We start from the raw sequence: 12,951 nt of genomic DNA, 5'->3' as shown, positions 1-12,951 counted from the left end.
GAGTGCTAAACTGCCATATCCATTCTATTTCAAATAAAAAGTCTGATCAAATCAATTGATCAGACTTTTTATTAAACTAATTGTCGCTTACTTCAACTCTAACTTCTGGGTCTTAGAGTAGTTTTCGCCACGTATAGCTTTAAAGGCATCTACCATTTCAGCTAATTTTTCCGGGTTACTATCAGCCACATTATTTTGCTGACCGATATCCTCCTTCAAATTATACAGCTGGAACACTTCGTCGTTACCCAACTCAATATTCACATGATTATTCTTTTTAGCTCCTTTGTATGGCGGGATCATTAACCAGTCACCTTTTCGCAATGCGGTGCGGGTGGTGGCTTCAATCACTAATTCTTCACGGCCATCAGCACTTTTGCCCATCAACACATCCATTAGCTCTTCACTATCGGTACTTGTTTCCTCAGTTCCGGTTAACTTAGCCAATGAGGCCAATAAATCCATCTGGCAAACTAAGGCGTCTGATACACCTGGCTGAATGGTACCTTTCCAATATGTAATAAATGGTACACGTGTACCAGCTTCAAACAGGCTGTATTTGCCGCCACGTAATGGACCGGCCGGAGTGTGCTTACCTAGTTTCTCAACCGCGTCGTCGTAATAACCATCGTTTAGTACTGGGCCGTTATCACTTGAGAACACGATTAATGTATTTTCAAGGATGCCTTCTTCTTTAAGTGTTTTCATGAACTCACCGATACACCAATCAGCCTCCAGGATGACATCGCCACGAGGTCCCATGCCTGATTTGCCTTCGAATCGAGGGTGAGGCGTACGTGGCACATGCGGTTGTTGCATGGCATAGTATAAGAAGAACGGTTGGTCCTTATGCGTCTTCACATAGTCCTGCGCTTTATCCAGAAAATGGTCGGCCATATCAATATCGCTCCACTTGGCTGCTTCGCCCCCTTTCATATAGCCAATGCGCGGTACCCCATTCACAATGGTTGCATTGTGCCCATGGTGCCACATCATGTCGCATAGCTCCGGATTGTCCTTGCCTGTTGGCTGACCTTCAAAGTTGTTATTGTAATCCACTTCAATCGGATCATTGGGATCCAGTCCTTCAACCATGCCATTTTCAAGATAGACAGTTGGCACACGATCCTGTGTGGCTGCCATATAATAGGCATAATCGAAACCTACTTCGTTTGGACCTGGTGATACGGCTTCGTTCCAGTTAACATGACCTGTGCCCAAACCTAAGTGCCACTTTCCAACCAGTGCTGTTCGGTAACCTTGTGTCTTTAGCATTTTAGGCAAAGTAACCTGTGCCGTATCAATAATTAAAGGAGCTGTACCGGGTAGTATCTTTGCATTTTTATTTTTCCATGGGTAAACACCCGTTAACAAAGCGTAGCGACTTGGCGTACATGTGGCCGACGATGCATAACCATTGGTGAACTTAACTCCTCCGTTTGCCAAAGCATCAATGTTAGGCGTTTGCAATTCTGTAGCACCATATGAACTTAAATCGCCGTAACCCAGATCATCGAGGTAAACAACCACAATATTTGGTTTTGGAGATTCACTTTTTGTTGCTTTTTTTTCTGGTTGACAAGCTGTAAAAAATATGGTTAGCACCATGAACAAGCTTGCTAGTTTTGTTCTTATCATCACTTATAATTTATATTAGCTTATGTTTCACTGTTTTCTTAATCTATTTCTTCTTTTTGTATGGATTGGAACGTTTTGTTAATGGAAATTGAGGATGGGTTGTACGCGCCTCTTTCAATATAACCAGTAGCTCCTTGCACTTAGCCGGGTATTGTTCAGCTACGTTTTGTATTTCAGACATATCAGTTGTGATTTTATACAATTCCACCTTGTTTTGAGCTACAAAACGAAGCAGTTTCCAATCACCTTTTCTAAGCGCCTGTACCGGTCCTTTGCTTTCGTTAAACTCCCAATACAAATAATTGTGTTGCTCTTGCTCTTTAGCGTTACCTGTTAAAGCTGGCAAAAACGATAGACCATCAATACTCTTATCACTAGGTTCCAGACCGGTAATTTCGCATACCGTTGGCAAAAAATCCCAAAAGGCACTCACATGGCTCGAAGTTGTGTTTGGCGCAATGTGCTTTGGCCAACGGGCTGCAAACGGCACTTTAATGCCTCCTTCGTATAAATCGCGCTTTCGTCCTCTGCCATCCCCATTTGAGTTAAAAAACTCATCCGTTAAAAGGTCGTATTCGTGTCCGTTATCACTGGTAAAAACCACCAATGTATTCTCAGCAATCTTTAATTCATCCAATACATCCAATACTTCACCAATCTGACGATCGACATCACTCACCATGGATGCATAGGTAACATGACCATTTTTATCATTCAGGTAATGTCCTGCTTTCATTTCGCGCAGAGGCCAGTCTTTATCCTGATACAACGCTTTGCGTTCTGCTGGAATCGTCAACTCATAGTGAGGGGTTGTATAGGCCAGATGCAGATAAAATGGTTGTTCCTGTTTAGCGACCTGACGAATATACTGTTTGGCTTCCTGAGTAAATAAATCGGTAATGTACTGCCCTTTCTTTTCGACCGTAACATTGCCCTCAATGCTTATTAACTCTTCGTTACGATAGACTTGGTCGGGATAATAATGATGTGCAGGCAGATGACGATTAAACCCATAGAAATAATCAAATCCTTGCTGGTTTGGTCTGCCATGACTTAAGTTCTCGGCCAGCCCCCATTTGCCGATAATTGCTGTTGCGTAACCAGCTCTCTTTAACTCCTCGGCAATGGTTACATCCGACAAATCGATATCAACGGGATTTCCAGATAAGGACCAACGTGGATTGCCACGGACAGTGCAATGGCCCAAATGTTTACCGGTCATCAGTACAGCACGTGAAGGCCCACAAACAGGGGCACCGGCATAATGATTGGTAAAGACGATGCCTTCCTTTGCTAGCTGATCGATGCGCGGCGTTAATATCTTATCCTGACCATTAAAGCCCACATCGCCATATCCTAAATCGTCGAGAATAATATAGAGAATATTGGGTTTGTCGATTTCCCTTTTCTTCGTTTTCGCATATGACTGACAGCCAATTGAGGTTGCAAATGTGATGATTATTAATAATGGAACCAGCTTCATAAATACCAATTTAATTTATTGACGGTACGATGGATTATTAGGAACTAAACCTAAACTACCTAAAAAATCAACAGCGGCTGCCTTAGGATTATAGGTTCTGCCTTTCATCTCGCGCGAAGCTCTTACTGTTTCTGCAAAAGGCTGCTTATTATCCACATACATTAAGTAATGAATCGTCAATAAGGCCAGCATATCATTTTCGTGAAGCAAATAGCTCTTTAATACTGATTGTGCTTCACTACTATCAAACTGATTATAAGCCATGGCTGCAGCTGTAATGGCCACCGGTGCATATTCATCAGACATCGCTTGTTTTATCTCTTTTTCAAAAGGCTGCAATTGTTCTTTTGATTGAGACCGCAAACCTACTGCCGCCCAATAACGAACAATTTTATCAGGATGTGATAAATTCTGCACTTGCTTTGTTGCTGCTTCTTTGCTTCTATCGCCGGATAACCAGGCACTCGCCAAAATATCATTGATGGCATAACTATCACTTAATCGATATTCGTAAGGAGCCTGTTCTTGAGCAAGAATCTCCAGCTCATATTCGGGCAACAGCATCACATCTTTTGCATCCAGCATTTCCTGTTTAAGCAGTTGTCTCATCTCATTGAGTAACTCCTGATGCTTTTCATCGTCAACCAGATTGTTCAACTCCCACACATCATCTTCAATGTTGTAAAGATACTCGGCAGGACGTGCTTCAAACAGTCGTTTTTGTACAGGATTAAGCAGATTTTGTTCATAATCGCGACGCATCTGCTGCTTGATATCGCTTATCTCCATGTAACGTATGTACCTGGCTTCAGGGATAAAAGGCATAAAATTACGCGAATAAATGTACTTTCCATTGGTTACTGTTCGAACCAGGTCAATGCCATTATCCGCTCTATCGGACGACAACACCAAATATTCGGCTCTTTTAGATCGATTATCGCCCATCATAATACGACCTGTCATGTGCTCAGGAATTTCACCACCCGCCAAACTAATAACAGTTGGTGCTAAATCTTCAAAACTAACCAACTCATCGGTAACCACACCATTGGTTCCCCAGGGAGATAAATGTTTATATTTTTCAGGAAACCAAATAATAAACGGCACCCGATAGCCCAGGTTGATACCATTGGTTTTACCTCGTGGAATACCTTCACCATGATCGGCATAGAAAATGATAATGGTATTTTCCTTTAATCCATCAGCTTCCAATCGTTGCAATAAGGCGCCAATTTTATTATCAGTCAGCTTGAGGGAGTTATAAACCCGGGCAAACTGCTTACGCATAGCAGGCGTATCGTTATAAAATGGAGGCATATCAAAGTCATTCTCACCTATACGTTCTTCAGCAGCCAACTCATTTAGTACCTGTTTCTTATACCAAGAATAAGTATGCGTCATGGTGCGCGACTGGTGTGAATCCATAAAATTGAAGACTGCAAAGAATGGTTGCCCCTCTGCCCTGTTCCACCAACCTGCTGTATCAGCACTCTCGTGCCAGGCTTCAGCGGTATAGGCTTTTTCGTCGCCTACATTATAATCAGTCTTTTTATTGTTGGAAGTATAATACCCTTGTTGTTGAAGGTAGTATGGAAAACCTTTCATATAATTTGGTACCGCAATAGCACTGCGATGATTTCCAGTTCCTGTTTTGTAAGTTTTCACGCCTGTAATGATGGCCGTGCGGCTTGGCGAACAAACGGTTCCGGTTGAAAAGGCATTGTTAAAACGAACACCATCCATGGCCAGATGATCAATAACTGGTGTTCGGGCATCATCATTACCATAACAGCCGATAAAATGTGGCGAAGTATCTTCAATGGTTATCCAAAGGATATTGGGTTGTTCTAATGGCTTAGTCTGGCATGATGTAAACATCCCAAAAAGCATTATGAGCATTAAAGGCAAAGAACTTTTTAATAGCATCTGGTGGTGTTTTGGGTTAAATGTAAAAGTATAAATAACCACTCCTTATAATGGTTATTTATACTTAATACAAATCTAAAATATATGAAAAAAGGTACTCTAACTATCTTTATTAAATATGATTATTTAATTGGTGAAAGACGGTAGATAAAACTATAGTCTTCACTTTTTAAGCGATATTCTTTACGTGGAAAAGCATTATCCATCCAGCTTGTTGTGCCACCAACACCCATTTGTTTATGGTCAATATTCAGGAATACTTCAGCATGCTTTGTTAGCTCAAACGAGTATTCGGCACGGTGCATTTCGGCTTTAGGATAATGAGTGGCACCAAAACCAATGACCTCATCACCTGTAATTTTAAGTCCTTTACCAGATGCATTCGTCATTGTTACCCAACGAGTATTAGAGCGATAGCCATTTTCCTGAGGACTTGAGTACTCCACCCAAAGTTTATCTACCGTTGATTGATAAACACCTACTAATTCATTGTTGCGGTCGTTGTATGTTGGTCCTTCCGTTCCAAACCACTCAACATTATCGTAACCAGCTGCCAATACCAACTCTGTTCCCTGACGAATCATCATCGGCAACCTGGTTTCGCCAGCGGTGTAACTGCAAGCTACATCCACTTCACCATTGCCATACACTGTATAAGTTTGAGAATATTCAGCATCAATGACCGGTAAGTTACCTTTGGCCGTAATCACAATGGTATTGCCTACTTCTTGCTCGGTAAACTCATTAATTAACCATGCATTGGCTTTCTCCCAGGTATATAACTTAGGCACTTTGGCAGATGCGCCTTTAATACCGCCACGGTCATTATCGGTTAAAGCTCTCCAGAAATCAGGATGTGCACCTTGCCTAATAATCTGTTCATCGTTGATGTAATATTTCTCTAGTCGTCCGGTTAATTTATCAAATACAATAGAAAACTCATCGCCCCAAACATAAACCTTACGTCCGTTAACACGCATTTTCGGTTTTGAAGTTGTTTTCAGCTCTGATAGGTTTGCCAATTGACTCTGTTCCAATTCAAACTGGTCCCAGGCTAATAAATGACCGGCGGCAGCATAAGGTGAAGCATGTTTTGCCTCAAACTTAAAACTCACATGGTACTCCGCATTTTGCTTCGCGTTGAAATTAACCAACTCCAAAGTAAATTCTTTACTGCTCCGAGCTTCAATATCTAGCTCCTGAATCAGACCAGATTTAATCACAACACCATTCTCAAGTAACTCCCAGGCTCCGGTCACCAGGTCCTTGGTGTTTGAAAAGTCGAACCAGTTAGTGATTTTAAAAGTGTTATTCTTTTTATCAATTACTTCAACATGGATGTTGCGGTAATGATACTTAATGGCATTTAAACCCGGATGCGGCGTCCAATTGGCTGCTAATAAACCATTCATACAGAAGGTTTCATCGTGATAGATACCACGTGCTGTTTCCCACCATCCACCATAAGCATAGAAATGGTCATCTTGAGCAGTGGCTCTGTAGTTAGCCGGCACAGGCTGCTTCAAGCCCTGATCCATCCAGTCCCACACAAAGGCGCCCTGAAAATTATTATCGGCATAAATCTGATCCCAGTATTCTTTTAAGTTACCGTTACTATTTCCCATCGCGTGTGTGTACTCGCATAGGATAAATGGCATATCGGCATGTTTCTTTATTATCTGGGCACAACGCTCAGGCGTTCCGTACATTAATGAGAAGATATCAGCTGTATTGTAACCATGAGCTGATGTTCCCTCGTAATGGAAAGGACGAGTAGGGTCGGCCTTTTGCACCCACTTGTAAACATGCTCTACATTTGGTCCGTCGCCACTTTCGTTACCAAACGACCAGATAATAACAGATGGGTGATTACGATCCCGATATACCATTCGCTTCACACGGTCGAGATGTACTTCTCTCCATTCTGGATCATTCGACAAACGGTTTTTCTTATTGTTGTCGAAAGCATGGGTTTCAATGTTTCCTTCATCGATAAGATAAAGGCCATGCTCATCACATAAGTCGTACCACTCAGGTACATTTGGATAATGACTTGTACGCACGGCATTGATGTTATTTTGTTTCATCAACACAATGTCGCGCATCATATCATCGGTAGTAACATAATGCCCCGTTTCAGGTGAATGCTCGTGACGGTTTACACCCTTAAATAATACCTGAACACCGTTAACCAATAACTTGCCATCTTTAATTTCAATGCGACGAAAACCAACTTTCTGTGGAATTACTTCCAACACATTCCCGCTTTTATCTTTCAATGACATTAAAAGCATGTATAAAGTTGGCGACTCAGCGTTCCAGCTAGTAATATTCTTTAGCGTGTGCTCGTCGGCCTTAAAAGTGGTTATTCCATTATCTGCAACTACATCAATAGAATGTTTTAGTAGCTCCTGACCTTCAGAGTCTAATAATTGATATTCAACAACTACTGCATTTGCTACGGTTGAAACAAGTTCGCCCTCTAATTGCAAAATACCATTCGTATTTGATTCATCCAGAGTGGCTGTTATATTAAAATCGCGGATGTGTGATGATGGTGTTGACCACAAATACACATCGCGGAAAATACCACTTAAGCGCCAAAAATCCTGATCTTCTAAATAAGAACCATCGCTCCAGCGATACACTTCAACAGCCAATTGATTATCACCTACCTTTAAGTATTGAGTGATATTAAACTCGCCTGGCGTACGACTGCCCTGACTGTAGCCAACCTTTTTGCCATTGACCCAAACGTAAAATGCCGATTGAACACCATCAAAATTGATGTAAACCTGCCGGCCATCCCAATTAGTTGGTAATGTGAAGTTACGACGATATGAACCAACCGGATTCCATTCTTTAGGAGCTTCCAGATTTTCTTTATCAAAAGGATATTCAATGTTGGTGTAAATTGGTACACCGTGGCCTTCCAGTTCCCAGTTTGACGGCACAGGAATGGTTCCCCACTCTGCATCATTAAATGTGCTTTTATAAAAATCAACCGGGCGCGATGATGGGTTCTCCGACCACTTAAACTTCCATTGACCATTTAAACACTGGTGATAGGCCGATTGCTTTTTATCGAAACTAAGAGCCGCCTGTTCCGAACCATACACCATCATGGTAGCATGCGGTTTTTCTCGGTTAATCTGTAATACTTTTACATTGTCCCAATCTGCTTTCTTTGCAGAAAATGCACTTAAACTGACAAGTAATAATAAGTGCGCAATGATTAACTTCTTCATCTATATGATTGATTTTTCAATGAGTATTAAATGCTTAATGCACGCCTAAATATGCAATGGCAAGATGTAGTTTTTATAGGAAAAAGAGGTGCCTATTTTATCCAAAGAATAGCACATTTTTGCTTAATTCTGTGTTTTTTCATTTTTACCAATAAGTGCATTATCATGCACTCATAAAGTACAGAATCCTGATTACCTGATACATATAAAAAGTTAAAAGTCTACAGGAAATAGTCATTAATATGCTCATCAAGATGCAATGACGGTATATTACTTTTATTATTAGCTACCTCATAGGTTTTGATTTAGAAATAAAGGATGGTAGTTTTTTATCCAATACTTTTTTTGTTAGTTGGTCATTCCATGTGCTTCATCTTCGTGTTTCCCAAAGAACAATACACTCGTACATGATGGTTGATTTATCTACCGGCCATTGATAATCTCATTCACTTGCTTTTTTAGTTCGCTCAATGATGGTGCATATGCTGGATCGTTTGCCAGATTATGCCATTCAAACGGATCATTATTTAAATCATACAATTCCTCTGAACCATCAGGATAAGTAATATACCGAAACTCTTGGGTACGATAAGTAAATGTTTGTGCCTCTATGTTGTAATCAACAACATCGGTAGCAATGGCCGTGAGTGCACCTTTCGGTCCATTCCAATCATCAGAAGTTGGATCATTTAACAAAGCCTTAAAACTATATCCACCCAATGGCAGACCCTCTTCATTCTTTCTATTGTGATTGCCCAGATTACAAATATCAATCAAGCTCGGGTAAATATCGACCAATGAAACAGGTTGTTCCACTAATGTTCCTGGTTTAACTCCTGGCATATTCACAACCAGAGGAATACGGGTGCTGTTTTCCCATGGTGAGTTCTTAAACAAGTATTGCTTTTGCCCCATCTGCCAGCCATGATCACTGGTTAAAACAACAATCGTATTTTTAGCAAACTGACTATCGTTCAAAGCATCCAGAACAACGCCTACCTGCTCATCAACAAAGGCAACACATGCCAGGTAAGCCTGCAGAAAGTGTTTTAAGCCTTCCTCCTCATTATTACCGTACGACTGAGTAAGCATCTTTGAGTACACCTGCCCTTTTGAAGTGTTGGTATACCACTTATCATCCTTGGTTCTTTCAACCGGATAATTGCATTTGTAATAGGTATCATCTGCATCACCTTCTTTAATAACCGGCAATTTCAGCTCTTCAATGGGGAACATGTCGAAGAAGCGCTTGGGCGCATATAGTGGTGTGTGGGGACGAACAAAACCAATTCCCATGAAAAAAGGCTGATCATTTTCTTGCACATCCATTTCTTTGATTCGTTTGGCCGCCCATTGTGCATGCAGTTCATCAGGCAATAAGTCACGGTTTGTTTCATCAATGTAGTTAAACACTTTTCCGTCTTTACCGGAATAAGTCCATCCTACGTTCTCCCCTTTTACTTCATCGTCTTTAAACTTGGGTATATCAGATAACGGTGCATAAGAACCATCGATATCACCAATGCTGCGGAATGGTTGCGGAACCGATGGATGACCGACCTGTTTCTCGCCATCATAAGCGAAAGGGCCATAATTATTAATTTGAACACCCCACTCATCCCAAAGATGTTTTTGATTGGAATGCAATAGTTTACCGCTCCCCATGACGTAATAGCCCTTTTCTGAGAATTGCTCCATGATGGTTTTATTATTCTTAAATAGCTGTTTGGTCGATTTAGTATCTAAGCCAAAATTACGTGATTGATGTGGATAGACACCTGTAAATAAGCTATTGCGTGAAGGGTTACACAAGCCAATATTGGTTTGAGCATTGATAAAGCGCACACCTGATGCTGCCAGTTTATCAATATTGGGAGTGTGGGCTTGCGGATGACCACCAAAAGCGCCCTGGTAGTCGTTCAGGTCGTCACACATGATTAGGATAACATTTGGATGCTTTGTTAATGATACCGTATCTGCCTGTTTACATGTAACGATTAACAAGGCTAATATTATTATGGAGAAACACCTTTGAAATAAATTCATATCCATTTGTAATTTTACACTTTACATGAAAAGTAAAAATACATGATTAACAAATGCAATAAAGCGCTAATATTATCTGATAATGGGCAATAATTATCAGGTCCAGCTCCAAGGCATATTAACTCAGGATGCATTTACTTGGAAATTCATAAGCCTTGGGTGTAAAAAAGGGAAGTCATTAGACCTCCCCATAAAAATTGGTGTAGTGTAGTATTTATTTAATCATTAATTTCATTGGTTGATAACCGTCAAGCAATAGCACATACAAGCCAGAATCAATGTGTCCGACATTCATTTGTTTTATCACATTTTGTTCCAACACTTTCCTTCCTCTTAAGTCGAATACCCTTGCACAACTTTCCTTTTCAATCCCGTTTATGAACACCAATCCAGTAGATGGGTTAGGTGAGATATTTAATTTGGGTAAATGGGCATAGTCGCCAATATCCGATATTGTTTCCTTTACATTACAGGCTCCTATGTTTGGTGTTTCGTTATTAAAATCGATAGGATTACCATAAAAATCTACTGTAGGATATTCTGGTATATCCTTAAAAATACCTTCACCAGCTCCGGGAATTGGCGGGCCTAGTTTAGCGACCCCGGCATTAATGGCAGGACTATTAGATTTTACCTGGTATTTGTCAGAAGCTTCGTCTTCTTCCGTTGTGAATAAAGGGTCACCTGTAACTGGGGCAGCATCCAAACTCATAAAGTTTTGCGCCACACCTCCAAAGAACAGATTGTTCGCCATAAACAGCTCTGTGCCATTATTATTCATGACCATCTGTTTGGTGCCAATGCCCGAACCATTACTTGAGTAGAATATATTATTAAAGATGTGCGTGTTTTTTGCATTCACATCAATTGCAGTTGCGTATGGTTGGTCGATAACAACTGTATTATTGTAAATGTAGCTATAGTCGCAATAGTGTGTGCCCGATGGTGCATTTTGATTAATCCAAATGGTATGATTGCTGTTCTTCCAATTGGGGTTATCGCGCCACCCATCGTTCACACTCACATTAAAACGATAGACAGCATTAACGTTTCCGCCCAGAATCTCAACAAAACCACCTTCACAATCTTCCATATAGTTGTACTGTACAAAGGTGTTGTGGTTTTCATGATCGATATGAATACCGTGTGAATCAAGGTAACCTCTGGTGCTAATGCAACGGTTACGCTGAATAACAGTATTGTAACAACGCCAGGTCCAAACCGAGCTGCCACGGTTAGGCATGCGCGGATCAACATCGGAACCTGGGTGATTAAACAGGTTGTCCTCAATTAAGCAATTGTATGTTTTTGTAGGTAATATGCATGTTCCACCTGTATAATGAAATTCATTATTACGAAAGACCAGGTTCATATTTCGATTAATTATTTCATCACCAATTCCGTCGGTTCCACCAGCATGCTTCATATGAACACCTAAGCGCTGTAAGTCGGTGAAATAACAGTCTTCCATCAGAACGTCCTGGATATTCTTTTCCTGACCAGCAACGGTGTTTTTGGCTGTATAGAATCGAACAGCAGCCACCTCTAATCCATTAAAAGCATCTTCACCCTCACCTTGTAAAATGGGCTTTGGCGCATATACATTCTGGAAAGTCATGTTTCGGAAGACAAAATTACGCATGATTTCTGCTCCGGTATTTAAGACATAAATACCATAGGCATCGGTTTCATCCACGCCTGTTCGGTTGACTGTTCGTTCATTATTAATCTCCAAACCATCAAAAATAAGGTTATCGTGATTCTCCACTAAAATAGCTTCCTGATAATCGCCACCGGCTGCAGATCCTACTTCCCCGGTAATAATTGGTTTATTACCTTCTCCGTATGAAGTTATGGTAATGGGATTTTCCAATGTACCTGAACCATTTACAACAAAATGACCATCGAAACGATCCCCACATTTAAAATTAACGGTATTACCGGGCTTTAGTGGTGCCTGACTAATTCTTTCTAAAGATTGGAAAGGTGCATCTATGGTGCCATCGTTGGCATCGTCACCTTCTGAACTACTGATGTAATAATCGCTTAACTCGGTAAATGCTACTTCCTCAACTTTTATTTCATCCACTAATAGCGTGCCCGACCAATTGTGGAAGACACCGACGTACACCGTATTCATACCGGCTCCTGCTGTAAATGTCATCTCATGATCTATCCATTGCGTCTTCTGTTCTTCTGTTGGCGTAAAATCCTCACCTTGATTTAATAATGTGATGCCATCGGATTGATAAACGCGTAAATGACGTTTAAATGGACTGGTTGTTTTAATGCTCAGCTTGTATTGTTTGCCTGCAGTAACATCAACTTCCTTACGCAGCTGCATGAGGGTCTGACCGTTTTCGCTGGCTACACAGGCAGCGTAATGATTGCCATTGTTGCTCTGAACAGAGGTGCTAATAGTTCCTGGATAATCTGCCTTTTTAATAAAGACATATCCAAGTGTTGCTAACTCATCATTAAGAGCATATGATTCAAAATCATCAGAAAAAACAACTGTCTGTGCCATAACGCCGCTAGTCATTACAGCCATGTATATTAACAAAACAACTCGCCTCATATTAAATTACTTTTTTAACGGTTAAAAGCCCG

The 12,951-nt window shown here is 40.8% G+C and carries 6 protein-coding genes; all 6 read right to left on the bottom strand.

The genetic code is table 11. From position 1 onward, the window contains the following. Window positions 1-87 precede the first annotated feature (87 nt). A complete protein-coding gene (locus tag KEM09_RS07740; RefSeq protein ID WP_212227360.1) occupies window positions 88-1,638 on the bottom strand; it encodes a sulfatase family protein in 1,551 nt (516 codons plus the stop codon). A gap of 43 nt (window positions 1,639-1,681) precedes the next feature. Continuing rightward, window positions 1,682-3,121 carry an arylsulfatase gene (locus KEM09_RS07735; protein ID WP_212227358.1) on the bottom strand — a complete coding sequence of 480 codons (1,440 nt, stop codon included), beginning with the start codon at window positions 3,119-3,121 and terminating at the stop codon, window positions 1,682-1,684. Between the two features lie 15 nt (window positions 3,122-3,136). Further along, window positions 3,137-5,047 carry a sulfatase family protein gene (locus tag KEM09_RS07730; RefSeq protein ID WP_212227356.1) on the bottom strand — a complete coding sequence of 637 codons (1,911 nt, stop codon included), beginning with the start codon at window positions 5,045-5,047 and terminating at the stop codon, window positions 3,137-3,139. Window positions 5,048-5,169: 122 nt separating this feature from the next. Then, a complete protein-coding gene (gene lacZ, locus KEM09_RS07725; RefSeq protein ID WP_212227354.1) occupies window positions 5,170-8,295 on the bottom strand; it encodes a beta-galactosidase, LacZ type in 3,126 nt (1,041 codons plus the stop codon). 423 nt (window positions 8,296-8,718) lie between these two features. After that, on the bottom strand, window positions 8,719-10,341 hold the full coding sequence (locus KEM09_RS07720) for a sulfatase (RefSeq protein WP_212227352.1): 1,623 nt from the start codon (window positions 10,339-10,341) through the stop codon (window positions 8,719-8,721). A gap of 214 nt (window positions 10,342-10,555) precedes the next feature. Then, the gene (locus KEM09_RS07715) at window positions 10,556-12,919 is read right to left on the bottom strand and encodes a right-handed parallel beta-helix repeat-containing protein (protein WP_212227351.1); all 2,364 of its coding nucleotides are present in this window, start codon (window positions 12,917-12,919) and stop codon (window positions 10,556-10,558) included. Window positions 12,920-12,951: the final 32 nt, after the last annotated feature.

This window comes from Carboxylicivirga mesophila (assembly GCF_018271975.1).
GTDB classification, from domain to species: domain Bacteria; phylum Bacteroidota; class Bacteroidia; order Bacteroidales; family Marinilabiliaceae; genus Carboxylicivirga; species Carboxylicivirga mesophila.
The sequence above is the reverse complement of the archived record's forward strand: the minus strand, read 5'-3'. Positions and strand labels throughout refer to the sequence as shown.

What these genes read in the sequence shown, in the direction of transcription:
- KEM09_RS07740 (WP_212227360.1), bottom strand. Translation starts at nt 1,638, where the DNA reads ATGATAAGAACAAAACTAGCAAGCTTGTTCATGGTGCTAACCATATTT.
- KEM09_RS07735 (WP_212227358.1), bottom strand. Translation starts at nt 3,121, where the DNA reads ATGAAGCTGGTTCCATTATTAATAATCATCACATTTGCAACCTCAATT.
- KEM09_RS07730 (WP_212227356.1), bottom strand. Translation starts at nt 5,047, where the DNA reads ATGCTATTAAAAAGTTCTTTGCCTTTAATGCTCATAATGCTTTTTGGG.
- lacZ (WP_212227354.1), bottom strand. Translation starts at nt 8,295, where the DNA reads ATGAAGAAGTTAATCATTGCGCACTTATTATTACTTGTCAGTTTAAGT.
- KEM09_RS07720 (WP_212227352.1), bottom strand. Translation starts at nt 10,341, where the DNA reads ATGAATTTATTTCAAAGGTGTTTCTCCATAATAATATTAGCCTTGTTA.
- KEM09_RS07715 (WP_212227351.1), bottom strand. Translation starts at nt 12,919, where the DNA reads ATGAGGCGAGTTGTTTTGTTAATATACATGGCTGTAATGACTAGCGGC.